The following is a 22,767-nucleotide window of genomic DNA, read 5'->3' as shown; positions in this document are numbered from 1 at the left end:
CTTATTCAGCCGCACGCGTGATGACTTCCACCACGCGCCAGTTCTTGGTCTTGGACATCGGAGCAATCTCGGTCACGCGGACGACATCGCCTTCCTTGCAGGCGTTGTCGGCATCGTGGGCGTGCAGCTTGGTCGAGCGCTTGATGTACTTGCCGTACAGCGCGTGCTTGACCTGACGCTCAACCAGGACGGTAACCGTCTTGTCCATCTTGTTGCTGACGACACGGCCTTCGACCGTGCGCAGCGTCTTCTTTTCAGTATTGTCGCTCATAGCGGCCATCCTTACTTCGTGCTGCCGAGCAGGGTCTTGACGCGAGCAATCTCGCGACGGACCCGGCGAATGTCGTGGGTCTTCGGCAGCTGGCCGGTGACCTGCTGCATACGGACAGAGAACTGTTCCTTACGCAGGTCGATCAGGTGGGCCTTGAGTTCGTCAGCCGACTTTTCACGGAGAGTTTTGATATCCATCAGCGCACCGTACGGGTCACGAAAGTGGTGGTGACCGAGAGCTTGGCGGCGGCCAGGCGGAACGCCTCGCGAGCCACTTCCTCGGAAACACCCTCGATTTCATAGATCATGCGGCCGGGCTGGATCTGGGCCACCCAGTATTCCACGTTACCCTTACCCGAACCCATTCGGACTTCGATGGGCTTCTTGGTGATGGGCTTGTCGGGGAACACGCGGATCCACATCTTGCCGCCGCGCTTGACGTAGCGGCTGATCGAGCGGCGGGCCGCTTCGATCTGGCGCGCGGTCAGCTGACCGTGTGCGGTTGCCTTCAGGCCGTATTCGCCGAAGCTGACAGCGTTGGCGCTCCAGCTCAGGCCATCGTTACGGCCCTTGTGTACCTTGCGGTACTTGGTTCGCTTGGGTTGCAACATTGTCGTTACCTCGCTTCACGGGCCGGGCGCTGACGGTCACCACGGTCGCCGCGATCGTGACGATCGTTGCGCGACGGGGTGTCGTCCTGCTTTTCCTGGCCAACCTGGGAGAAATCGAAGACCTCGCCCTTGTAGATCCAGACCTTGATGCCGATGATGCCGTAGGTCGTCTTGGCTTCAGCGAAGCCATAGTCGATGTCGGCACGCAGGGTGTGCAGCGGCACGCGGCCTTCGCGGTACCACTCCGAACGGGCGATTTCTGCACCGTTGAGGCGGCCACCGACGTTGACCTTGATGCCCAGGGCACCCAGGCGCATCGCGTTGCCGACCGAGCGCTTCATTGCACGGCGGAACATGATGCGACGCTCCAGCTGCTGGGCGATCGACTCGGCAACGAGCTGCGCGTCCAGTTCCGGCTTGCGCACTTCGGTGACGTTGATGTGCGCCGGGACGCCCATCATCTCGCTCACTTCCTTGCGCAGCTTCTCGATGTCCTCACCGCGCTTGCCGATCACCACGCCCGGACGGGCGGTGTGGATCGTCACGCGAGCGGTCTTGGCCGGACGCTCGATCAGGATCTTGCTGATGCCGGCCTGGGCCAGCTTCTTGCGCAGCATGTCGCGCACTTTCAGGTCGGCTGCCAGGTAACCGGCGAACTCGGCCTTGTTGGCGTACCACTTGGAGTTCCAGTCCTTGGAAATGCCGAGGCGGATACCAATCGGATGAACTTTATGACCCATGGTCTTTTCCTTATCCGCTTACTTGGCGGCGCCCACAACCACAGTGATGTGGCTGGTGCGCTTGAGGATGCGGGTACCGCGGCCTTTCGCCCGCGCCATGAAACGCTTCAGGGTCGGACCTTCATCAACCATGATGGTCTGAACCTTCAGCTCGTCGACGTCGGCGCCCTGGTTGTTCTCGGCATTGGCAATAGCCGACTCCACCACCTTCTTGATCAGGTGGGCAGCCTTCTTGTCCGAGAACTTCAGCAGGTTGACCGCACGTTCGGCCGGCAGACCGCGCACCTGGTCAGCGACCAGACGAGCCTTCTGCGGGGAGATGCGCGCAGTGCGCAGGATGGCTTTCGCTTCCATTGTCATCTCTCCTTACTTGCCCGACTTCTTGTCACCACCGTGACCCTTGAAGGTCCGGGTGATGGCAAATTCGCCGAGCTTGTGGCCGACCATGTTCTCGTTGACGAGAACCGGGATGTGGTTCTTGCCGTTATGCACGGCAATGGTGATGCCTACCATGTCAGGCAGGATCATCGAACGGCGCGACCAAGTCTTGATCGGCTTCTTGCTGCCCGCAGCGGCCTCCACCTTCTTGACGAGGTGGTGATCGACGAACGGGCCCTTCTTGAGTGAACGTGCCATGGTCGATTAGCCCCTACGATCGCGGACGATGAACTGCTGAGTGCGCTTGTTATGGCGCGTCTTGTAACCCTTGGTCGGGACACCCCACGGGGTGACCGGATGCGGGTTACCCTGGCCGGCCTTGGCCTCACCACCACCGTGCGGGTGGTCAACCGGGTTCATGGCAGCACCACGAACGGTCGGGCGGACGCCGCGCCAACGCTTGGCACCGGCCTTGCCCAGCTTTTCCAGGCTGTGCTCGTCGTTGCCGACTTCGCCGATGGTGGCGCAGCACTCGACCGGCACCTTGCGCATTTCACCCGAGCGCAGGCGCAGGGTGGCGTAGATGCCTTCGCGGGCCACCAGCTGCACGGCCGCACCGGCGGCGCGGGCGATCTGAGCGCCCTTGCCGGGCTTCAGTTCGATGCAGTGGATGGTGGTACCGACCGGGATGTTGCGCAGCGGCAGGGTGTTGCCAGCCTTGATCGGGGCATCCGAACCAGCGATCACCTGATCACCGGCCTTCAGACCCTTCGGGGCGATGATGTAGCGGCGCTCACCGTCGACGTAGCACAGCAGGGCGATGTGGGCGGTGCGGTTCGGATCGTATTCGATGCGTTCCACGCGCGCCGGGATGCCCAGCTTGTTGCGCTTGAAGTCGATGATGCGGTAGTGCTGCTTGGCACCACCACCGACGTGACGCACGGTGATGCGGCCATGGTGGTTACGACCACCCGAGCGGCTCTGCGACTCGACCAGGGCAGCGTGCGGAGCACCCTTGTGCAGGTCGGGAGTGACCACGCGCACGGCCGAACGGCGGCCGGGGGAAGTGGGCTTGAATTTCATCAATGGCATGGGATGTACCTCAGGCCTTGGCCGTTACATCGATCGACTGGCCATCGGCCAGGCGAACGTACGCCTTGCGCCAATCGCCGCGGCGGCCAGCACGGTTACGGAAGGACTTGTTCTTGCCCTTGACGTTGACCACGTTGACAGCTTCGACCTTGACGTCGAACAGCTGCTCAACCGCGGCCTTTACATCGGCCTTGGTGGCTTCGTTCGAAACTTCGAAGACATACTGGTTGGAGAGTTCCTGCAGGCGCGCGGTCTTTTCGGAGACACGCGGGGCACGCAGCACGCTGAAGATTTTTTCGTTGCTGTTCATGCCAGCCACTCCTCGACCTTCTTGACCGCGTCAGCGGTGATGACGACCGTGTCGGCACCCACCAGCGAGACCGGATCCAGGCCCTGGACGTCACGCACCTGCACGTACGGCAGATTGCGGGCGGACAGGTACAGGTGCTCGGACGCTTCTTCGGTGACGATCAGCGGGCGCTTGCCCACTTCCAGGCCGGCCAGCTTGGCGACCAGACCCTTCGTGTTGGTCACTTCGACGTCGAAGGACTCCACGATGGTCAGACGGCCCTGACGGTTCAGCTCGGACAGGATCGCGCACATGGCGGCACGGTACTGCTTACGATTGACCTTCTGCTCGAAGCTGCGCGGCTTGGCCGCGAAGGTGACACCGCCGCCGACGAAGATCGGAGCCGTCAGTGCGCCATGACGCGCGCCGCCGCCCTTCTGCTTCTTCGACTTCTTGGTGGTACCAGCCACTTCGGAGCGAGTCTTCTGTGCCTTGGTGCCGGCGCGACCGGCGTTGCGGTAAGCAACGACGACCTGGTGGACCAGATCTTCGCTGAAATCGCGACCGAACACGGCTTCGGAGACCGAGACCTTGTTGTTGCTACCCGTGATAACGAGTTCCATCGTCATCTCTCCTTATGCCTTGCTCGCCGGACGGACGATCACATCGCCACCGGCCGCGCCCGGAACGGCGCCGCGAACGGCGATCAGACCGCGCTCGACGTCGACCTTGACCACTTCCAGGTTCTGGGTGCTCTGCTGCACCGCGCCCATGTGGCCCGACATCTTCTTGCCCGGGAAAACGCGACCCGGGGTCTGGCGCTGACCCAGCGAACCCGGCGCGCGATGCGACAGCGAGTTACCGTGGGTTGCATCGCCCATACGGAAGTTGTGGCGCTTGATGGTGCCCTGGAAGCCCTTACCCTTGGTGACACCCTGGACGTCGACGATCTGGCCGACTTCGAAGATGTCCGCCTTGACTTCGCCGCCAACGGCGAAATCGCCGAGCTGCGCGTCTTCAACGCGGAATTCCCACAGGCCACGACCCGCTTCCACCTTCGCCTTGGCGAAGTGGCCGGCTTCCGGCTTGTTGACCAGGGCAGCGCGACGCGCGCCGACGGTCACCTGCACGGCGCTGTAGCCGTCGGTTTCGACGGTCTTGATCTGCGCGATGCGGTTCGGGGTTGCTTCGATCAGGGTCACCGGGATGGAGCGGCCATCTTCAGTGAACACGCGGCTCATGCCGGCCTTGCGGCCCACGAAGCCCAACGAATACTTCTTCGTCATGGTCGTAGTCCTCAGGTCAGCTTGATCTGAACGTCGACGCCGGCAGCCAGTTCGAGCTTCATCAGCGCGTCCACGGTCTTGTCATTCGGGTCAACGATATCGAGCACGCGCTTGTGCGTGCGGGTCTCGTACTGGTCACGCGCGTCCTTGTCGACGTGCGGGGAGACGAGAACGGTGTAGCGCTCGATCTTGGTCGGCAGCGGGATCGGGCCACGCACTTGCGCGCCGGTCCGCTTTGCCGTTTCAACGATCTCGCTGGCCGAACGGTCGATCAGACGATGATCGAACGCTTTCAGCCGGATCCGGATCTTTTGGTCCGCCATGGCGGTAGGTTCCTTCGTTAAAAGAGCGACAGACAAAGCCTCTGGGTTGCTTTGCCCCATGAAATTCCTGAATACGGACGGCCCACACTCCTGCAGGCCGACAAGGTCACTCCATAGACCTCAAAAACGTAGGCAGACCAGTTTCCCGGCCTGCCCAGACGTAGAAGCATAATGGCACACAAGGCAGCTGTCAACAGTCGCCTGTTGACGCCGCCTGAATGGCATTGACCCTTCCTGGTCCGGGGAACACAAGGCACATCCTGTGCCTGCTTTCCCATTTGATACGCCCCGATGCCCTACCCAGGCAACATCGGGGCGCAGATACTACCAGATTACTCGATGATCTTCGAGACCACGCCGGCGCCGACGGTGCGGCCGCCTTCGCGGATGGCGAAGCGCAGGCCTTCGTCCATCGCCACCGGGTTGATCAGGGTGACGACCATCTTGACGTTGTCACCCGGCATCACCATTTCGACGCCTTCCGGCAGTGCAGCTGCGCCGGTGATGTCGGTGGTGCGGAAGTAGAACTGCGGACGGTAGCCGTTGAAGAACGGGGTGTGACGGCCGCCTTCGTCCTTCGACAGGACGTAGACTTCACCCTCGAACTTGGTGTGCGGCTTGATCGTGCCCGGCTTGGCCAGCACCTGGCCACGCTCGACGTCGTCACGCTTGGTGCCGCGCAGCAGCAGGCCAGCGTTGTCGCCTGCCTGACCCTGGTCCAGCAGCTTGCGGAACATTTCAACGCCGGTCACGGTGGTCTTCTGCACCGGACGGATGCCGACGATTTCGATTTCGTCGCCGACCTTGATCACGCCGCGCTCGATACGGCCGGTCACCACGGTGCCGCGGCCCGAGATCGAGAACACGTCTTCCACCGGCATCAGGAACGGCTTGTCGATCGCACGCTCCGGCTCCGGAATCCAGCTGTCCAGGGCATCGACCAGCTTCAGGATGGCCGGCACGCCGATGTCGCTCTGGTCGCCTTCCAGCGCCAGGCGGGCCGAACCGGCGATGATCGGGGTGTCGTCGCCCGGGAAGTCGTACTTGCTCAGCAGCTCACGCACTTCCATCTCGACCAGCTCGAGCAGCTCGGCGTCGTCCACCATGTCGGCCTTGTTCAAGAACACGACGATGTACGGCACGCCGACCTGACGCGACAGCAGGATGTGCTCACGGGTCTGCGGCATCGGGCCGTCAGCGGCCGAGCACACCAGGATCGCGCCGTCCATCTGGGCGGCACCGGTGATCATGTTCTTGACGTAGTCAGCGTGGCCCGGGCAGTCAACGTGGGCGTAGTGACGGATCGGGGATTCGTATTCGACGTGCGCGGTCGAGATCGTGATGCCACGTGCCTTTTCTTCCGGAGCGGCGTCGATCGAGGAGTAATCCTTGAACTCGCCACCGAAGCGCTCGGCACCGATCTTGGTCAGTGCAGCGGTCAGCGTGGTCTTGCCGTGGTCGACGTGACCGATGGTGCCGACGTTGACGTGCGGCTTGGTGCGCTCGAACTTACCCTTTGCCATTGTTCTATACCTTGATTGTTCGTAAATGGTTTCAAGAGAGGCTGAGCGAGGCTCAGCCCTTCTTCATGACGGCTTCGGCGATGTTGGTCGGAGCCGGCTCGTAGTGATCGAATTCCATGGTGAAGGTGGCGCGGCCCTGGGTCTGCGAACGCAGCGCAGTGGCGTAGCCGAACATTTCACCCAGCGGGATCATCGCGTTGATGATGCTGGCCGAACCGTCACCGGTGGTGTCGGAACCCTGCAGCACGCCGCGACGACGGCTGACGTCGCCCATCACGTCACCCTGGTAATCCTCCGGGGTCACGATCTCGACCTTCATGATCGGCTCCAGCAGCACCGGCTTGGCCTTGGCGAAGCCCTGCTTGAAGGCCATCGACGAAGCCAGCTTGAACGCCATTTCCGAGGAGTCGACGTCGTGGTACGAACCGAACACCAGCTTCACCTTGACGTCCACGACCGGGAAGCCAGCCAGCGGGCCGCTGGTGATGGTTTCGCGCAGGCCCTTTTCAACCGACGGAATGAATTCCTTCGGGATCACGCCGCCGGTGATGTCGTTGATGAACAGGAAATCGTCCTTGATCATCGGAGCGATCTTCGGATCGGCACGATCTTCAGCGGTGATCGGCGACAGCTCGATCACGACGTGACCGTACTGACCCTTACCACCGGACTGCTTGGCGTGCTTGTAGTCCGACTTGACGTCAGCCAGGGTGATGGTTTCGCGGTAGGCCACCTGCGGCGCGCCGACGTTGGCTTCAACGTTGAACTCGCGCTTCAGGCGGTCGACAATGATGTCCAGGTGCAGCTCGCCCATGCCCGAGATGATGGTCTGGCCGGATTCTTCGTCGGTCTTGACGCGGAACGACGGATCTTCCTGCGCCAGGCGACCCAGCGCCAGACCCATTTTTTCCTGGTCCGACTTGGTCTTCGGCTCGACGGCCATCGAGATCACCGGCTCCGGGAACGTCATGCGCTCCAGGATGATCGGCGCATCCACGGCGCACAGGGTGTCACCGGTGGTGGTGTCCTTCAGGCCCACGGCAGCAGCGATGTCACCAGCCAGAACTTCCTTGATTTCCTCGCGGTTGTTCGAGTGCATCTGCAGGATGCGGCCGATGCGCTCCTTCTTGCCCTTCACCGAGTTCAGCACGGTGTCGCCACCGTTCAGGGTGCCCGAGTAGACACGGAAGAAGGTCAGCGCGCCGACGAACGGGTCGGTGATGATCTTGAAGGCCAGCGACGAGAACGGCGCCTTGTCGTCCGACTTGCGGGTCATTTCGACGGTGTCGTCGTCAACGTCCACGCCCTTCACGTCCGGCACGTCGACCGGCGACGGCAGCAGCTGGATCACGCCGTCCAGCATGGCCTGCACGCCCTTGTTCTTGAAGGCCGAGCCGCAGTACATCGGCACGATCTCGGTGGCCAGGGTACGGGTACGCAGCGCGTTGATGATTTCGGCCTCGGCCAGCTCTTCGCCGCCCAGGTACTTTTCCATCAGCTCTTCGCTGGCTTCGGCAGCGGTCTCGACCATGAACTGGCGAGCTTCTTCCGCAGCCGCCTGCAGATCGGCCGGGATGTCGCTGTACTCGAACTTCATGCCCTGCGAGGCCTCATCCCAGTGGATGGCCTTCATCTTCAGCAGGTCGACAACGCCCTTGAAGTTGTCTTCAGCGCCGATCGGCAGCTGCATCGGCACGGCAACCGCGCCCAGCTTGGCCTTCAGCTGGCCGACGACCTTCTGGAAGTTGGCACCGGTGCGGTCCATCTTGTTGACGAACGCGATGCGCGGCACGTGGTACTTGTTGGCTTGGCGCCACACGGTTTCCGACTGCGGCTGCACGCCACCGACGGCGCACAGGACGAAGACGGCACCGTCGAGCACGCGCAGCGAGCGCTCAACTTCGATGGTGAAGTCGACGTGCCCCGGGGTGTCGATGATGTTGAAGCGGTGCTCCGGCAGGGACTTGTCCATGCCCTTCCAGAACGCGGTGGTGGCAGCGGACTGGATCGTGATGCCACGCTCCTGCTCCTGCTCCATCCAGTCCATGGTGGCGGCGCCGTCGTGCACTTCACCGATCTTGTGGCTCTTGCCGGTGTAGAACAGGATGCGCTCGGACGTGGTGGTCTTGCCGGCATCGATGTGAGCCATGATGCCGAAGTTACGGTAACGCTCGATGGGAGTGGAACGGGCCACGGGAGCCTCTCAGATTTCTTGGATTTCGGATGGCCGAACGCCGCCTTTCGGCGGCCTTCGGATTGGCGCAGTCTTTCTGGGACCGCGAGGCAGCACGCACCGAAGTGGTGCTGCCCTGCCTGTTTTACAAGGCCGTCAAACTCACCAGCGGTAGTGGGCGAATGCCTTGTTGGCTTCGGCCATGCGGTGGGTTTCTTCGCGCTTCTTGATGGCGCCGCCACGGTTTTCCGAGGCGTCGATCAGTTCAGCAGCCAGCTTCTTCGGCATGGTGTTCTCGCCGCGCTTGCGCGCGGAGTCGATCAGCCAGCGCATGGCCAGGGCCATCTTGCGCGACGAACGCACTTCGACCGGCACCTGGTAGGTGGCACCACCGACGCGGCGCGACTTGACTTCGACCGCCGGAGCGACGTTGTCCAGAGCCTTCTGCACCAGTTCAATGGCGTTGGCGCTGCTGTTCTTCTCGGTGATCACGTCCATGGCGCCGTACACGATCTTCTCGGCGACGGACTTCTTGCCGCTCTGCATGACCATGTTGATGAAACGGGCGATGGTTTCGCTTCCGTGCTTCGGATCGGGCAGGACGGAACGCTGCGGAGTATTACCCTTACGCGACATTGTGCTCTCTCCTTATGCCTTCGGACGCTTGGCGCCGTACTTGGAACGGGCCTGGCGACGCTTGGCAACGCCGGCGGCGTCGAGCGAGCCACGAACGGTGTGGTAACGCACACCCGGCAGGTCCTTGACGCGACCGCCGCGGATCAGGACCACGGAGTGCTCCTGCAGGTTGTGGCCTTCACCACCGATGTAGGAAATCACTTCTTCCTGGTTGGTCAGGCGGACCTTGGCAACCTTGCGCAGAGCCGAGTTCGGCTTCTTCGGAGTGGTGGTGTAGACACGGGTGCAGACGCCACGGCGCTGCGGGCACTTGTCGAGCGCCGGCGAGGCACTCTTGTAGGTGGTCGCTTGCCGCGGCTTGCGGACCAGCTGGTTGATCGTCGCCATCAGTAGGTTCTTCTGATTGGTGGCCGGAAAATCCGGCCAGAGATGCGGAAATGTTAAAGCAGGCCAAAATTCTGGCCTGCTGAGACAGACGATTGTAGCAACCTGCCAGGAAAGCAGTCAAACGCCTCCTGTCAAGCCCGCTCCTGATCCCGGAACGTTACTGGGGGGCCTCCATGTACCCCGTTCAGGTTGGCGGGGTGAACCGCGAGGTCCACCCTGCCCTGCGCCGGTAGCCCGGGTGGTCCGGCCTTGCGGCCGGACCGGATGCATCATTCTTCGCCCGAGGCCTGTTCAGCTTCGGCTTCAACCACCGCAGCCTCGACCGCAGCCGGAGTGCCGGCCAGGGTCTGCATTTCCGACTCGGTAAGGCCGGAGGCGCCGCGGCGGCGGTTGCTGTGGTACGCCAGGCCAGTACCGGCCGGAATCAGGCGACCCACGATGACGTTTTCCTTCAGGCCGCGCAGGTTGTCCGAGGTGCCGCGGACGGCCGCTTCGGTCAACACACGGGTGGTTTCCTGGAACGACGCGGCCGAGATGAACGATTCGGTCGCCAGCGAGGCCTTGGTGATACCCAGCAGCACCGGATCGAAACGAGCCGGCAGCTCGTTGCGGGCCGCGAGGCGCGCATTCTCCTCGATAACGCGCTGGCGCTCCACCTGTTCGCCGTTCAGGAACTTGCTGCTGCCCTGGTCGGTGATCTCGACCTTGCGCAGCATCTGGCGGGTGATCACCTCGATGTGCTTGTCGTTGATCTTCACGCCCTGCAGGCGATACACGTCCTGGATTTCCTTCACCAGGTAGGCAGCCAGCGGTTCGACACCCAGCAGGCGCAGGATGTCCTGCGGGCTCGGCTCGCCGTCCACGATGGTTTCACCCTTGGTGACATGCTCGCCTTCGAACACGATGACCTGGCGGTACTTCGGGATCAGCTCTTCGTGCTCCGAACCATCGGTGTCCTTGATGATCAGGCGCTGCTTGCCCTTGGTGTCCTTGCCGAAGCTGATGATGCCCGAACGCTCGGCCAGCACCGCCGGATCCTTCGGCTTGCGGGCTTCGAACAGATCGGCCACGCGCGGCAGACCACCGGTGATGTCGCGGGTCTTCGACGCTTCCTGCGGAATCTTGGCGACCACGTCACCCACGCCGACGGCAGCGCCGTCCTGCAGGTTGACGATCGAGCGCGGCGGCAGCAGGTACTGCGCCGGCAGGTCGGTGCCCGGGATCGACAGGTCATTGCCCTTGGCGTCGACGATGCGCACGATCGGGCGCAGGTCCTTGGCCTGGGTACCACGACGCTTCGGATCGGTGATTTCGCGCGAGGCAAGGCCGGTCAGCTCGTCGGTCTTCTCGATGACGGTGATGCCGTCGACGAAGTCGATGAAGCGGATGAAGCCGGCCACTTCCGACACGATCGGGTGGTTATGCGGATCCCAGTTGGCCACGGTCTGGCCAGCCTTGATCGCATCACCGTCCTTGGACGTGATGGTCGCACCGTACGGCAGCTTGTAACGCTCACGCTCACGACCGTGGGCATCGAGCACCGAGATTTCGCCCGAGCGCGACACCGCCACCAGCGAGCCGTTGGCGTGCTCGACCGACTTGAGGTTGCTGAACTTGACCGAGCCGGTGGTCTTGACGGTGATGTTGTCGACCGCAGCAGCTCGCGACGCCGCACCACCGATGTGGAACGTACGCATGGTCAGCTGGGTACCCGGCTCACCGATGGACTGGGCGGCGATGACGCCGACCGCTTCACCGATGTTGACCAGGTGGCCGCGGGCCAGATCGCGGCCGTAGCAGCGCGAGCAGACACCGAAGGCCGATTCGCAGGAGATGGTCGAGCGGACCTTGATGGTCTGCACGCCGGCATCTTCCAGCTTGGCCACCCAGGCTTCGTCCAGCAGGGTGTTGCGGGTGACGATCGGATCTTCATCGTTGCCCGGCAGGAACACGTCCTCGGCCACCACGCGACCCAGCACGCGGTCCTTCAGCGGCTCGACCACGTCGCCGCCTTCCACGATCGGGGTCATGATCAGGCCTTCGGTGGTACCGCAATCCACCTCGGTGATCACCACGTCCTGCGCGACGTCGACCAGACGACGGGTCAGGTAACCCGAGTTCGCGGTCTTCAGCGCGGTATCGGCCAGACCCTTACGGGCACCGTGGGTGGAGTTGAAGTACTCCTGCACGTTCAGGCCTTCGCGGAAGTTCGCCTTGATGGGCGTCTCGATGATCGAGCCGTCCGGGCGGGCCATCAGGCCGCGCATGCCGGCCAGCTGACGGATCTGCGCCTGCGAACCACGCGCACCGGAGTCGGCCATGATGTACAGCGAGTTCATCGACTTCTGGTCGATGGTCTCACCCTTGGCATTGACCACCTTCTCGGTACCGATGGTGTCCATCATCGCCTTGGCGATGCGCTCGTTGGTGCGCGACCAGATGTCGACCACCTTGTTGTAGCGCTCGCCGGCGGTGACCAGGCCCGACTGGTACTGCTCCTGGATTTCCAGCACTTCGGCTTCGGCCTCGGTGAGGATGCCCTTCTTCTCGTCCGGGATCAGCATGTCGTCGATGCCGATCGAGACGCCGGCACGGGTCGCGTAGGCGAAGCCGGTGTACATCAGCTTGTCAGCAAACACGACCGTGTCCTTCAGGCCCAGCTGGCGGTAGCTGGAGTTGATCAGGCGGCTGATGTTCTTCTTGGTCAGTTCGACATTGGCCAGCGCGAACGGCAGGCCTTCCGGCAGGATTTCAGCCAGCAGGGCGCGACCGATCGTGGTGTCCACGATCGAGGTCTTGTTCTGCTTGTTGCCATCTTCGTCGGTCACCACCTCGGTGATGCGGACCTTGACCTTGGCGTGCAGTTCCACCACGCGGTTGTCGTAGGCGCGCTTGACTTCGGCGATGTTGGCGAAGGCCATGCCCTCGCCCTTCTTGTTCTCCAGCGAGCGGGTCATGTAGTACAGACCCAGCACGACGTCCTGCGACGGCACGATGATCGGCTCGCCGTTGGCCGGCGACAGGATGTTGTTGGTCGACATCATCAGCGCACGCGCTTCCAGCTGGGCTTCCAGCGAGAGCGGCACGTGGACGGCCATCTGGTCACCGTCGAAGTCGGCGTTGAACGCGGTGCAGACCAGCGGGTGCAGCTGGATGGCCTTGCCTTCGATCAGCACCGGCTCGAACGCCTGGATACCCAGACGGTGCAGGGTCGGCGCACGGTTCAGCATCACCGGATGCTCGCGGATGACCTCTTCCAGGATGTCCCAGACTTCGGCTTCTTCGCGCTCGACCAGCTTCTTGGCGGCCTTGATGGTGGTGGCCAGGCCACGACGCTGCAGCTTGGCGAAGACGAACGGCTTGAACAGCTCGAGCGCCATCTTCTTCGGCAGGCCGCACTGGTGCAGGCGCAGGTACGGGCCGACCACGATGACCGAACGGCCCGAGTAGTCGACGCGCTTGCCGAGCAGGTTCTGGCGGAAGCGCCCCTGCTTGCCCTTGATCATGTCGGCCAGCGACTTCAGCGGGCGCTTGTTGGTGCCGGTGATGGCACGGCCACGACGGCCGTTGTCCAGCAGCGCATCGACCGACTCCTGCAGCATGCGCTTTTCATTGCGCACGATGATGTCCGGCGCGCTCAGTTCGAGCAGGCGGCGCAGGCGGTTGTTGCGGTTGATGACGCGGCGGTACAGGTCGTTCAGGTCGGAGGTCGCGAAGCGGCCGCCATCCAGCGGGACCAGCGGACGCAGGTCCGGCGGCAACACCGGCAGCACGGTCATGACCATCCATTCCGGACGGTTGCCCGATTCCAGGAAGGCTTCGATCAGCTTGATGCGCTTGGTGAGGCGCTTGAGCTTGGTTTCCGAACCGGTAGCGGCGATTTCCTCGCGCAGGCGGGTCATTTCCGACTGCAGGTCGATCGTGCGCAGCAGTTCGTACACAGCCTCGGCGCCCATGGCGGCGTCGAAGTCGTCACCGTGCTCCTGGCGGGCCTGCAGGTACTGTTCTTCGGTCAGCAGCTGGCGGCGTTCCAGGGCGGTCAGGCCCGGCTCGGTCACCACGTAGGCTTCGAAGTACAGCACGCGCTCGATGTCGCGCAGGGTCATGTCCAGCATCAGGCCGATGCGCGACGGCAGCGACTTGAGGAACCAGATGTGGGCGACCGGCGACGCCAGGTCGATATGGCCCATGCGCTCGCGGCGCACCTTGGCCAGGGTCACTTCGGTGCCGCACTTTTCGCAGACCACGCCGCGGTGCTTCATGCGCTTGTACTTGCCGCACAGGCACTCGTAGTCCTTCACCGGTCCGAAGATGGCGGCGCAGAACAGGCCGTCGCGTTCCGGCTTGAAGGTGCGGTAGTTGATGGTTTCCGGCTTCTTCACTTCGCCGAAGGACCACGAACGGATCAGGTCCGGCGAGGCCAGCGCGATCTTGATCGCGTCGAAGTCCAGCGTCTGGCGCTGCTGGTTGAAGAGGTTGAGCAGGTCTTTCATGGTGTTCTCCAGAAGGAGGAATGCTGTGTCGATGGGCTTTCAGTTCACTGCCAGCGGCGCGGCGGTGGAGGCCGCCGCGCCGGCATGGATCAGTTGTCTTCCAGTTCCATGTTGATGGCCAGCGAGCGGATTTCCTTCACGAGCACGTTGAAGGATTCCGGCATGCCCGCGACCATCTCGTGCTCACCGTCGACGATGTTCTTGTACATCTGGTTGCGGCCCTGCACGTCGTCGGACTTCACCGTCAGCATTTCCTGCAGGGTGTAGGCCGCGCCGTAGGCTTCCAGCGCCCAGACTTCCATTTCACCGAAGCGCTGGCCGCCGAACTGCGCCTTGCCGCCCAGCGGCTGCTGGGTGACGAGCGAGTACGGGCCGGTCGAACGGGCGTGCATCTTGTCGTCGACCAGGTGGTTCAGCTTCAGGTAGTGCATGTAGCCAACCGTGGTGTGGCGATCGAATGCTTCACCGGTGCGGCCGTCGTACAGCTGGGTCTGGCCACTGCTCGGCAGATCGGCCAGTTCCAGCATGCGCTTGATTTCCGCTTCGGTGGCGCCGTCGAACACCGGAGTGGCCATCGGCACGCCGTCGGTCAGGTTGCGGGCCAGGCGCAGCAGTTCCTCGTCGCTGAACTGCGACAGGTCGACACGGTTGGCCACGTTGGTATCGTCGTGGTTGTAGATGTCGTCCAGGAACTTGCGCAGGTCGGCCACCGCCGCTTGGGCTTCCAGCATCGCCTGGATCTTGCGACCCAGGCCCTTGGCGGCCCAGCCCAGGTGCACTTCCAGGATCTGGCCGATGTTCATGCGCGACGGCACGCCCAGCGGGTTCAGCACGATATCCACGGTTTCGCCCGAGGCCATGTACGGCATGTCCTCGACCGGCACCACGTTGGAGACCACACCCTTGTTGCCGTGGCGGCCGGCCATCTTGTCGCCCGGCTGGATGCGGCGCTTCACGGCCAGGAACACCTTGACCATCTTCAGCACGCCCGGGGCGAGGTCGTCACCGGCGGTGATCTTGCCGCGCTTGTCGGCGAAGCGACGCTCGAATTCCTTCTCGTGCGCCTGGATCTGCTTCTGTGCGCGCTCGATGGCTTCCGAAGCGTCTTCGTCCTTCATGCGCAGGGCGAACCAGTCAGCCTTCTTCAGGCCATCCAGGAACGCGTCGGTGATCACATCACCCTTCTTCAGGCCAGCGCCACCGTTGACCACCTTGCCCACGATCTGCGAACGCAGACGCATGTAGATGGCGGCCTCCAGGATGCGGAACTGGTCGTCGAAGTCCTTCTTGACGCGCTTGATTTCAGACTCTTCGATCTGGCGGGCGCGCTTGTCCTTCTCGATGCCGTCGCGGGTGAAGACCTGCACGTCGATGACGGTGCCGTCCATGCCCGGCGGAACGCGCAGCGAGCTGTCCTTCACGTCCGAAGCCTTCTCGCCGAAGATCGCGCGCAGCAGCTTCTCTTCCGGAGTCAGCTGGCTTTCGCCCTTCGGGGTGACCTTGCCGACCAGGATGTCGCCGGCACGGACTTCCGCACCGATGTACACCACGCCGCTCTCGTCCAGCCGGTTCAGCGCCTGCTCGGAGACGTTCGGGATGTCCGCGGAGATTTCCTCCGGCCCCAGCTTGGTGTCACGCGCGACGCAGGTCAGCTCTTCGATGTGGATCGTGGTGTAACGATCTTCTTCCACCACGCGCTCGGAGAGCAGGATGGAGTCTTCGAAGTTGTAGCCGTTCCACGGCATGAACGCGATCAGCATGTTCTGGCCCAGGGCCAGTTCGCCGATGTCGGTGGACGGACCGTCGGCCAGCACGTCACCGCGGGCGATGACGTCACCCACCTGGACCAGCGGACGCTGGTTGATGCAGGTGTTCTGGTTCGAACGGGTGTACTTGACCAGGTTGTAGATGTCCACGCCCGCGTCGGTGGCGCCAACGATCTCTTCCTCGTTGACCTTGACCACGATGCGGGCTGCGTCGATCTGCACGATCTCGCCACCACGGCGGGCGTTCACGGTCACGCCGGAGTCACGCGCCACGGCGCGCTCGATGCCGGTACCCACCAGCGGCTTCTGCGCACGCAGGGTCGGCACGGCCTGACGCTGCATGTTGGCGCCCATCAGTGCGCGGTTGGCGTCATCGTGCTCCAGGAACGGAACCAGCGCGGCCGCGATCGACACGGTCTGCATCGGCGAGACGTCCATGAAGTGCACTTCCGCCGGCGGCTTCAGCAGCGATTCGCCCTGGAAGCGGCACGGCACGAACTGCTCGGTCAGGGTGCCCTTGGCGTCGGTCAGCGCGTTGGCCTGCGCAATGACGTACTCGTTTTCTTCGATCGCCGACAGGAACTCGACTTCGTCATAGACCTTGCCGTCCACGACCTTTCGGTACGGGGTCTCGAGGAAACCGTACTGGTTGGTGCGGGCGTACACGGCCAGCGAGTTGATCAGGCCAATGTTCGGGCCTTCCGGGGTTTCGATGGTGCAGACGCGGCCGTAATGGGTCGGGTGCACGTCGCGCACTTCGAAGCCGGCGCGCTCGCGGGTCAGGCCGCCCGGGCCCAGGGCCGACACGCGACGCTTGTGCGTCACTTCCGACAGCGGGTTGTTCTGGTCCATGAACTGCGACAGCTGCGAGGAGCCGAAGAACTCCTTGATGGCAGCGGCGACCGGCTTGGCGTTGATCAGCTCCTGAGGGGTCAGGCCTTCCGACTCGGCCATCGACAGGCGCTCCTTGACCGCGCGCTCGACGCGGACCAGGCCCACGCGGAACACGTTCTCGGCCATTTCACCGACCGAGCGCACGCGACGGTTGCCCAGATGATCGATGTCGTCGACCACGCCGCGACCGTTGCGGATCTCGGTCAGGACCTTGATCACGTCGAGGATGTCGGAGCTGTCGCCGTGGGCGGCGACCAGGCGCTTGGACTCTTCGTCGTTGCGCTCACCGAAGTACTTGCTGTCGTACAGCACGGCTTCGCCGGTGGTTTCCTTGCGGCCCACGCGACGGTTGAACTTCATGCGGCCGACCGCGGACAGGTCGTAGCGCTCGAAGGTGAAGAACAGGTTGTGGAACAGGTTCTGCGCGGCATCCTTGGTCGGCGGCTCGCCCGGACGCATCATGCGGTAGATCTCGACCAGCGCTTCCAGCTGGGTCTTGGTCGGGTCGATGCGCAGGGTGTTGGACAGGTACGGACCACGATCCAGGTCGTTCACCCACAGGGTGCCGACCGCGTCCACGCCGGCCTTGCGGAAGGCCTGCAGCTGTTCGTCGGTGATCTCGTCGTTGGCCTGGGCCAGCAGTTCGCCGGTCGAGGCATCGACCACGTCGTGCGACAGGATGCGGCCGACGATGTAGTCGTCCGGCACGGCCAGGGCGGCGATGCCCGAGGCTTCCAGCTGCTTGATGTGGCGCGCGGTGATGCGCTTGCCGGCTTCCACGATGACCTTGTCGCCGTCGGCGAGGTCGAAGCCCAGGGTTTCGCCACGCAGGCGCTCGGGCACCAGCTCCAGCTGGACGCCTTCATCCGGGTTGATGTGGAAGGTGTTGATCTCGAAGAACTCGGCCAGCATCTCTTCGTTGCTGTAACCAAGCGCGCGCAGCAGGATCGACACCGGCAGCTTGCGGCGGCGGTCGATACGGGTGAACAGCGCATCCTTCGGGTCGAACTCGAAGTCCAGCCAGGAACCGCGGTAAGGAATGATGCGGGCGCTGTACAGCAGCTTGCCCGAGCTGTGGGTCTTGCCGCGGTCGTGGTCGAAGAACACGCCCGGCGAGCGGTGCAGCTGCGAGACGATGACGCGCTCGGTACCGTTGACGATGAAGGTGCCGTTCTCGGTCATCAGCGGGATTTCGCCCAGATAGACCTCCTGCTCCTTCACATACTTGATGGCCTTGGTCGACGACTCACGGTCGTAGATCACCAGGCGCACGGTCACGCGCAGCGGGGCGCCGTAGCTCATGCCACGCTGGCGGCACTCACGCTCGTCGAAGACCGGTTCGCCCAGCTTGTAGCCGACGTATTCCAGGGCAGCGTTGCCGCTGTAGCTGGCGATCGGGAAGACCGACTTCAGCGCAGCGTGCAGGCCGTGGTCCGTGCGCTTGGCCGGATCGACGTTCTCCTGCAGGAATTCACGATAGGAATCCACCTGGATGGCGAGCAGGAACGGCACTTCGAGAATCGAGCGCTGCTTGCCGAAATCCTTGCGGATACGCTTTTTTTCGGTGAACGAATAGGACGTCATGAGGTCTTCCACCTTGTTGTGCGGATCGTGCGCCCACGATCCGAAGGGAACTTGAAATTGTCAGTTGGAAGTCGCTGGTATTGCCGGCACCAGCACGCCTTCTCCCGCTACTTCCAACTGCCAACTCGTCTGCTTCCACTCCCCCGCTGCCGCGCCATGCGCTGGCCTGCCGGGGTTTGACTGCAGCCCGTGTTGGGCTTTTTTCCTGCATTTGAAAAGGTAGAGTCGACTGTTAGTCGACTTCCTTCACAGCAGTCGACTAACAGTCGACTCTACACCACCGCAACAACGACCAAAGGCCGGGGGCTTACGCCCCCAGCCTTGGCTGCATCGCCGCGAATCGATGACGATGCAAGGTAACTGCTTACTTGACTTCGACAGTCGCGCCAGCAGCTTCCAGGTCCTTCTTCATCTTCTCGGCGTCTTCCTTCGAAGCGCCTTCCTTCAGGACGCCACCGGCTTCGGCCAGGTCCTTCGCTTCCTTCAGGCCCAGGCCGGTGATGGCGCGGACGGCCTTGATGACTTCGACCTTCTTGTCGCCGGCCGACTTCAGGGTGACGGTGAACTCGGTCTGCTCTTCAACAGCAGCGGCCGGGCCAGCGGCGGCAGCCACGGCAACCGGAGCAGCGGCGGAGACGCCGAACTTCTCTTCGATGGCCTTGACCAGCTCCATCACTTCCATCAGGGACTTCTCGGCGATGGCGTCGACGATCTGTTCGTTGGTAAGGGACATGATTAATACCTTTGGATGATTTTCTGGGTTGAGGTTCCGTCAGGAACCACGATAAGTCGAAACTCAGGCGGTCTCGGCGGCCGGCTCGGCAGCGTCGGCAGCGACGTCGCCACCACCCTGCTTCTCGCCAACGGCCTTGATGGCGCGGGCAAACATCGTGACCGGCTCGGTCAGGACGCGGGCCAGCATGGCCAGGGCCTGGTCGCGGGTCGGCAGCGAGGCCAGCACTTCGACGTGGCTTGCCGGGAACACTTCGCCACCGATGGCGACGACCTTAGCCTTCAGCTTGTCGTTGCCCTTGGCGGCTTCCTTGATCAGGCGACCGGCAGCGCCGGGCTCCTCGAGCGAGAACGCGTACAGCAGCGGACCAACCATCTGGTCCTGGGCGACTGCGAACTCGGTGCCTTCAACGGCGCGCGAAGCCAGGGTGTTCTTGACAACTTTCAAGAAAACACCGGTTTCACGAGCCTGCTTGCGCATCGCGGTCATCTGGGCGACCGTGGTGCCAGCGTATTCGGCTGCGATCAAGGAGTGGGCCTTGGCGGCGACGTCTGCCAGCTCGGCGACTACTTCTTGCTTCTGGGACAGATTGAGAGCCATTGCACTCCTCCTATTGAACTCCGCTTACGGCTCCTGCCGTGTGCGGTCCTGTGCGGCATCCGTCCTGGACGCCGGGAACATCGGGATGATGTTCCGGGGGTGGGCCGTTCTAGACCTGGAGTGGGCCAACCTGGGGAAACCCAGACGTGCGTGAACCAGAAAAACTCCAGAAGGGCACCATCTACGCAGGGTGATTCCGGGGAATCGATTAAGCGTTCATGACTGCTCCGGCGGCGACTCCTTGCCAGGTCGAGCTTCCGTGCCCGTCGCCGGTATTGCCACGACCGCGCCTGCGGTCTTTGACGGCTACCGCGGGCGATGCACTGCCAGCGATGCCTTCAAATGTCACGGTCACGGCACCGAAGGTACCGTGACCGCTTGAAACAATTACTTCAGGGTCAGCGACGACTGGTCGACGGTGACGCCCGGGCCCATCGTCGAGCTGACCGAAACCTTCTGCAGGTAGGTGCCCTTGGAGGTGGCCGGCTTGGCCTTGATCAGGTCCAGCAGCAGCGCGGTCAGGTTCGACTTCAGCGCGTCTTCGGCGAAGTCGGCCTTGCCGATGGTGCAGTGGATGATGCCGGCCTTGTCGGTACGGTAACGGACCTGGCCCGACTTGGCGTTCTTCACGGCTTCACCCGGGTTCGGGGAAACGGTGCCGACCTTCGGGTTCGGCATCAGGCCACGCGGGCCCAGCACCGTGCCCAGCTTGCCGACGACGCGCATGGCGTCCGGGGTCGCGATGACGACGTCGTAGTTCAGATCGCCGGCCTGCATCTTCTCGGCCAGATCATCCATGCCGACGGCTTCGGCGCCAGCGGCCAGGGCTTCGTCAGCCTTGGCACCGGCCGGAGCGAACACGGCGACGCGGACCGACTTGCCGGTACCGGCCGGCAGCACGGTGGAGCCACGGACCTGCTGGTCGGACTTCTTCGCATCGACGCCCAGGCGCACAGCGACGTCGATCGACTCGACGAACTTGGCCTTGGTGGCGGTCTTCAGGATGTTGATCGCGTCCTCGAAGGCGTATGCCTTGCCCGGGACGACGGCGGCCTTGATGGCCTTCTCACGCTTGGTCTGTGCCATCTTATTAACCCTCCACCACGAGGCCCATGGAACGGGCAGAGCCAGCGATGGTACGCACGGCGGCGTCCAGATCGGCGGCAGTCAGATCCGGTTCCTTCGCCTTGGCGATCTCTTCCAGCTGCTTACGGGTAACCTTGCCGACCTTCTCGGTGTTCGGGCGCTTGGAGCCCGACGAGATGCCAGCAGCCTTCTTCAGCAGGGTGGTGGCCGGGGTGCTCTTGGTGATGAAGGTGAACGTACGGTCCGAGTAGGCCGTGATGATCACCGGAACCGGCAGGCCCGGCTCGAGCTTCTGCGTGGCAGCGTTGAACGCCTTGCAGAATTCCATGATGTTCAGACCGCGCTGACCCAGCGCAGGGCCGACCGGCGGCGAGGGGTTGGCCTGACCGGCCTTCACCTGCAGCTTGATGTAACCGACAACTTTCTTTGCCATGTGAGTACTCTCCGGGTGCTAGCGCCTTTCGACAACAGGCTCCCCATCGGACCGGGAATCACGCGTCCCGGCATCGCGTTTTGAAATCATGCTGAAGGCCGCCTTGCGGCGGCCTCATCCTGCTGGCTTCCCAGCGGGGAGCCGCGCACTATATCAGGTTTTTTCTTCACATGCCTGAAGTGGCACATAAACGAGAGAAACCGGGCCAGGCCCGGTTTCTGTTCACGAGCCGAGCATGGCTCGACTTTGCAGCTGGATCAGACGGCTTTTTCGACCTGGCCGAACTCGAGTTCGACCGGAGTAGCGCGACCGAAGATCAGCACGGAAACGCGCAGACGGCTCTTCTCGTAGTTGACTTCTTCGACGACGCCATTGAAATCGTTGAACGGGCCATCGGTGACGCGGACCATCTGGCCCGGCTCGAACAGCACCTTCGGACGCGGCTTCTCGACACCTTCCTGAACGCGGTTCAGGATGGCCTCGGCCTCGGAATCGGCGATCGGCAGCGGACGGTCGGCGGTGCCGCCGATGAAGCCCATGACGCGCGGGGTTTCCTTGACCAGATGCCAGCTTTCGTTGTCGATGCGCGGAATACCGGCTTCTTCGTGGGTCTCGATCTGGACCAGCACATAACCCGGGAAGAACTTGCGCTCGGAGCGGCGCTTCTGGCCAGCGCGCATCTCGACCACTTCTTCGGTCGGGACCAGGACATCGCCGAAGCGCTCTTCCATGCCATCACGGACGATGCGATCGCGCAGGGCCTGCGCCACCGACTTCTCGAAGCCCGAATAGGCGTGAACGACGTACCAACGCTTCATGCAATTCTCCTTAGCGGCTCAGGAACAACTGAACCAGCCACTGAATGACGTAATCGAACCCACCCAGCAACAGACTGAGAATGGTTACCACCACCATCACGACCCAGGTCATGCGGATGGCTTCCTGGCGCGTCGGCCAGACCACCTTGCGCAGTTCGAAGCGCGACTCGGAGAGGAATTCGCGGGTGTCGCGCCCCTTGCCGGTCAGCATGAACACGCCGATACCGCCAACCAGACCGACCACAACCGCCAACGCACGCAGCTGACCCGCCCACGCACCCAGCTGGGTGGCGCGACCGGAATCGGCGGAGAACCAGAACCAGACGAACAGACCGGCCAGCACCAGCAGCGATGCGGCGACGTACTTGACGATATCCCCGCCATTGGCGGAGTTGTCCTTGGAGTGTTCGATCTTGCTATTCATCCGGCTGTGTCTGCTTTAGCGGCCCAGGCCGCTGGATAAGGTGGGCAGATGGCACGCCAGGAGGGACTCGAACCCCCAACCTGCGGTTTTGGAGACCGCTGCTCTGCCAATTGAGCTACTGGCGTACGTCTTGAAACTTGCCTTCCCTTAGACGGCGAAGGCGGACCGAGGTTCCCGGCCCGCCATTCGCGTAACCGGCGGCGCTATGCAACCACCGGTACTGCAGGC

At 63.0% G+C, this 22,767-nt stretch carries 23 protein-coding genes and 1 tRNA gene; all 24 read right to left on the bottom strand.

Translation table 11 applies throughout. The features are described from left to right. Position 1 precedes the first annotated feature (1 nt). The 24 genes from rpsQ to N5C25_RS15445 all read right to left on the bottom strand — a co-directional run bounded on the left by rpsQ (position 2) and on the right by N5C25_RS15445 (position 22,664). Positions 2 to 271 (bottom strand): 30S ribosomal protein S17, encoded by a 270-nt coding sequence (gene rpsQ, locus N5C25_RS15560; RefSeq protein WP_004154489.1) that lies wholly within the window; start codon positions 269 to 271, stop codon positions 2 to 4. 11 nt (positions 272 to 282) lie between these two features. After that, the gene (gene rpmC, locus N5C25_RS15555; RefSeq protein ID WP_004154487.1) at positions 283 to 468 is read right to left on the bottom strand and encodes a 50S ribosomal protein L29; all 186 of its coding nucleotides are present in this window, start codon (positions 466 to 468) and stop codon (positions 283 to 285) included. Next, complete coding sequence (gene rplP, locus N5C25_RS15550) at positions 468 to 881, bottom strand: 50S ribosomal protein L16 (protein WP_004154486.1); 414 nt, start codon at positions 879 to 881, stop codon at positions 468 to 470. The genes rpmC and rplP overlap by 1 nt, the downstream gene beginning before the upstream one ends. A 5-nt stretch (positions 882 to 886) precedes the next feature. Further along, positions 887 to 1,621, bottom strand: a complete 735-nt coding sequence (gene rpsC, locus N5C25_RS15545) for a 30S ribosomal protein S3 (RefSeq protein ID WP_005415414.1) — start codon at positions 1,619 to 1,621, stop codon at positions 887 to 889. Positions 1,622 to 1,639: 18 nt separating this feature from the next. Continuing rightward, positions 1,640 to 1,975, bottom strand: a complete 336-nt coding sequence (rplV, locus tag N5C25_RS15540) for a 50S ribosomal protein L22 (RefSeq protein WP_004145348.1) — start codon at positions 1,973 to 1,975, stop codon at positions 1,640 to 1,642. A gap of 12 nt (positions 1,976 to 1,987) precedes the next feature. Then, positions 1,988 to 2,257: a 30S ribosomal protein S19 gene (gene rpsS / locus N5C25_RS15535; protein WP_005415413.1), complete on the bottom strand. Its 270-nt coding sequence runs from the start codon at positions 2,255 to 2,257 to the stop codon at positions 1,988 to 1,990. Between the two features lie 6 nt (positions 2,258 to 2,263). Continuing rightward, complete coding sequence (gene rplB / locus N5C25_RS15530; protein WP_004145339.1) at positions 2,264 to 3,091, bottom strand: 50S ribosomal protein L2; 828 nt, start codon at positions 3,089 to 3,091, stop codon at positions 2,264 to 2,266. A 10-nt stretch (positions 3,092 to 3,101) separates the two neighbouring features. Beyond that, complete coding sequence (gene rplW / locus N5C25_RS15525; protein ID WP_004145338.1) at positions 3,102 to 3,401, bottom strand: 50S ribosomal protein L23; 300 nt, start codon at positions 3,399 to 3,401, stop codon at positions 3,102 to 3,104. Continuing rightward, entirely contained in the window at positions 3,398 to 4,003 is a 606-nt protein-coding gene (gene rplD / locus N5C25_RS15520; RefSeq protein ID WP_019659578.1) for a 50S ribosomal protein L4, read from the bottom strand. Before rplD ends, rplW begins: the two co-directional genes overlap by 4 nt. Positions 4,004 to 4,015: 12 nt before the next feature. Beyond that, positions 4,016 to 4,666 carry a 50S ribosomal protein L3 gene (gene rplC / locus N5C25_RS15515; protein WP_004145336.1) on the bottom strand — a complete coding sequence of 217 codons (651 nt, stop codon included), beginning with the start codon at positions 4,664 to 4,666 and terminating at the stop codon, positions 4,016 to 4,018. An 11-nt stretch (positions 4,667 to 4,677) separates the two neighbouring features. Next, a complete protein-coding gene (rpsJ, locus tag N5C25_RS15510) occupies positions 4,678 to 4,989 on the bottom strand; it encodes a 30S ribosomal protein S10 (RefSeq protein WP_005408208.1) in 312 nt (103 codons plus the stop codon). A gap of 332 nt (positions 4,990 to 5,321) precedes the next feature. Continuing rightward, on the bottom strand, positions 5,322 to 6,512 hold the full coding sequence (gene tuf, locus N5C25_RS15505) for an elongation factor Tu (RefSeq protein WP_033835886.1): 1,191 nt from the start codon (positions 6,510 to 6,512) through the stop codon (positions 5,322 to 5,324). 52 nt (positions 6,513 to 6,564) lie between these two features. After that, the gene (gene fusA / locus N5C25_RS15500) at positions 6,565 to 8,706 is read right to left on the bottom strand and encodes an elongation factor G (protein WP_019662237.1); all 2,142 of its coding nucleotides are present in this window, start codon (positions 8,704 to 8,706) and stop codon (positions 6,565 to 6,567) included. Positions 8,707 to 8,847: 141 nt separating this feature from the next. Beyond that, the gene (gene rpsG / locus N5C25_RS15495) at positions 8,848 to 9,321 is read right to left on the bottom strand and encodes a 30S ribosomal protein S7 (protein WP_004145321.1); all 474 of its coding nucleotides are present in this window, start codon (positions 9,319 to 9,321) and stop codon (positions 8,848 to 8,850) included. A gap of 12 nt (positions 9,322 to 9,333) precedes the next feature. Further along, entirely contained in the window at positions 9,334 to 9,708 is a 375-nt protein-coding gene (rpsL, locus tag N5C25_RS15490) for a 30S ribosomal protein S12 (RefSeq protein WP_004145320.1), read from the bottom strand. 269 nt (positions 9,709 to 9,977) lie between these two features. Continuing rightward, complete coding sequence (rpoC, locus tag N5C25_RS15485; RefSeq protein ID WP_019662236.1) at positions 9,978 to 14,201, bottom strand: DNA-directed RNA polymerase subunit beta'; 4,224 nt, start codon at positions 14,199 to 14,201, stop codon at positions 9,978 to 9,980. Positions 14,202 to 14,290: 89 nt separating this feature from the next. Further along, positions 14,291 to 18,445 (bottom strand): DNA-directed RNA polymerase subunit beta, encoded by a 4,155-nt coding sequence (rpoB, locus tag N5C25_RS15480; RefSeq protein ID WP_019662235.1) that lies wholly within the window; start codon positions 18,443 to 18,445, stop codon positions 14,291 to 14,293. 364 nt (positions 18,446 to 18,809) lie between these two features. Further along, on the bottom strand, positions 18,810 to 19,178 hold the full coding sequence (gene rplL / locus N5C25_RS15475) for a 50S ribosomal protein L7/L12 (protein WP_005408204.1): 369 nt from the start codon (positions 19,176 to 19,178) through the stop codon (positions 18,810 to 18,812). A 63-nt stretch (positions 19,179 to 19,241) separates the two neighbouring features. Further along, complete coding sequence (gene rplJ / locus N5C25_RS15470; RefSeq protein ID WP_010480377.1) at positions 19,242 to 19,778, bottom strand: 50S ribosomal protein L10; 537 nt, start codon at positions 19,776 to 19,778, stop codon at positions 19,242 to 19,244. A gap of 387 nt (positions 19,779 to 20,165) precedes the next feature. Then, positions 20,166 to 20,864, bottom strand: a complete 699-nt coding sequence (gene rplA, locus N5C25_RS15465; protein WP_014646045.1) for a 50S ribosomal protein L1 — start codon at positions 20,862 to 20,864, stop codon at positions 20,166 to 20,168. Positions 20,865 to 20,868: 4 nt separating this feature from the next. Further along, on the bottom strand, positions 20,869 to 21,297 hold the full coding sequence (gene rplK / locus N5C25_RS15460; RefSeq protein ID WP_004145248.1) for a 50S ribosomal protein L11: 429 nt from the start codon (positions 21,295 to 21,297) through the stop codon (positions 20,869 to 20,871). A gap of 257 nt (positions 21,298 to 21,554) precedes the next feature. Next, a complete protein-coding gene (nusG, locus tag N5C25_RS15455) occupies positions 21,555 to 22,115 on the bottom strand; it encodes a transcription termination/antitermination protein NusG (protein WP_004154362.1) in 561 nt (186 codons plus the stop codon). A gap of 10 nt (positions 22,116 to 22,125) precedes the next feature. After that, positions 22,126 to 22,539 carry a preprotein translocase subunit SecE gene (gene secE / locus N5C25_RS15450; protein ID WP_005408202.1) on the bottom strand — a complete coding sequence of 138 codons (414 nt, stop codon included), beginning with the start codon at positions 22,537 to 22,539 and terminating at the stop codon, positions 22,126 to 22,128. Positions 22,540 to 22,588: 49 nt separating this feature from the next. Continuing rightward, a tRNA-Trp gene (locus N5C25_RS15445) sits at positions 22,589 to 22,664 on the bottom strand. Positions 22,665 to 22,767: the final 103 nt, after the last annotated feature.

It is taken from the genome of Stenotrophomonas sp. GD03958 (genome assembly GCF_029839005.1).
Lineage (GTDB): Bacteria > Pseudomonadota > Gammaproteobacteria > Xanthomonadales > Xanthomonadaceae > Stenotrophomonas > Stenotrophomonas hibiscicola.
Note: the sequence above shows the minus strand (reverse complement) of the source record. Positions and strands in the feature narration are given on the sequence as shown.

Bases quoted from the DNA above. Each gene is read 5' to 3' on its own strand.
- rpsQ (WP_004154489.1), bottom strand. From the start codon at position 271: ATGAGCGACAATACTGAAAAGAAGACGCTGCGCACGGTCGAAGGCCGT.
- rpmC (WP_004154487.1), bottom strand. From the start codon at position 468: ATGGATATCAAAACTCTCCGTGAAAAGTCGGCTGACGAACTCAAGGCC.
- rplP (WP_004154486.1), bottom strand. From the start codon at position 881: ATGTTGCAACCCAAGCGAACCAAGTACCGCAAGGTACACAAGGGCCGT.
- rpsC (WP_005415414.1), bottom strand. From the start codon at position 1,621: ATGGGTCATAAAGTTCATCCGATTGGTATCCGCCTCGGCATTTCCAAG.
- rplV (WP_004145348.1), bottom strand. From the start codon at position 1,975: ATGGAAGCGAAAGCCATCCTGCGCACTGCGCGCATCTCCCCGCAGAAG.
- rpsS (WP_005415413.1), bottom strand. From the start codon at position 2,257: ATGGCACGTTCACTCAAGAAGGGCCCGTTCGTCGATCACCACCTCGTC.
- rplB (WP_004145339.1), bottom strand. From the start codon at position 3,091: ATGCCATTGATGAAATTCAAGCCCACTTCCCCCGGCCGCCGTTCGGCC.
- rplW (WP_004145338.1), bottom strand. From the start codon at position 3,401: ATGAACAGCAACGAAAAAATCTTCAGCGTGCTGCGTGCCCCGCGTGTC.
- rplD (WP_019659578.1), bottom strand. From the start codon at position 4,003: ATGGAACTCGTTATCACGGGTAGCAACAACAAGGTCTCGGTCTCCGAA.
- rplC (WP_004145336.1), bottom strand. From the start codon at position 4,666: ATGACGAAGAAGTATTCGTTGGGCTTCGTGGGCCGCAAGGCCGGCATG.
- rpsJ (WP_005408208.1), bottom strand. From the start codon at position 4,989: ATGGCGGACCAAAAGATCCGGATCCGGCTGAAAGCGTTCGATCATCGT.
- tuf (WP_033835886.1), bottom strand. From the start codon at position 6,512: ATGGCAAAGGGTAAGTTCGAGCGCACCAAGCCGCACGTCAACGTCGGC.
- rpsG (WP_004145321.1), bottom strand. From the start codon at position 9,321: ATGTCGCGTAAGGGTAATACTCCGCAGCGTTCCGTCCTGCCCGATCCG.
- rpsL (WP_004145320.1), bottom strand. From the start codon at position 9,708: ATGGCGACGATCAACCAGCTGGTCCGCAAGCCGCGGCAAGCGACCACC.
- rpoC (WP_019662236.1), bottom strand. From the start codon at position 14,201: ATGAAAGACCTGCTCAACCTCTTCAACCAGCAGCGCCAGACGCTGGAC.
- rpoB (WP_019662235.1), bottom strand. From the start codon at position 18,445: ATGACGTCCTATTCGTTCACCGAAAAAAAGCGTATCCGCAAGGATTTC.
- rplL (WP_005408204.1), bottom strand. From the start codon at position 19,178: ATGTCCCTTACCAACGAACAGATCGTCGACGCCATCGCCGAGAAGTCC.
- rplJ (WP_010480377.1), bottom strand. From the start codon at position 19,778: ATGGCTCTCAATCTGTCCCAGAAGCAAGAAGTAGTCGCCGAGCTGGCA.
- rplA (WP_014646045.1), bottom strand. From the start codon at position 20,864: ATGGCACAGACCAAGCGTGAGAAGGCCATCAAGGCCGCCGTCGTCCCG.
- rplK (WP_004145248.1), bottom strand. From the start codon at position 21,297: ATGGCAAAGAAAGTTGTCGGTTACATCAAGCTGCAGGTGAAGGCCGGT.
- nusG (WP_004154362.1), bottom strand. From the start codon at position 22,115: ATGAAGCGTTGGTACGTCGTTCACGCCTATTCGGGCTTCGAGAAGTCG.
- secE (WP_005408202.1), bottom strand. From the start codon at position 22,539: ATGAATAGCAAGATCGAACACTCCAAGGACAACTCCGCCAATGGCGGG.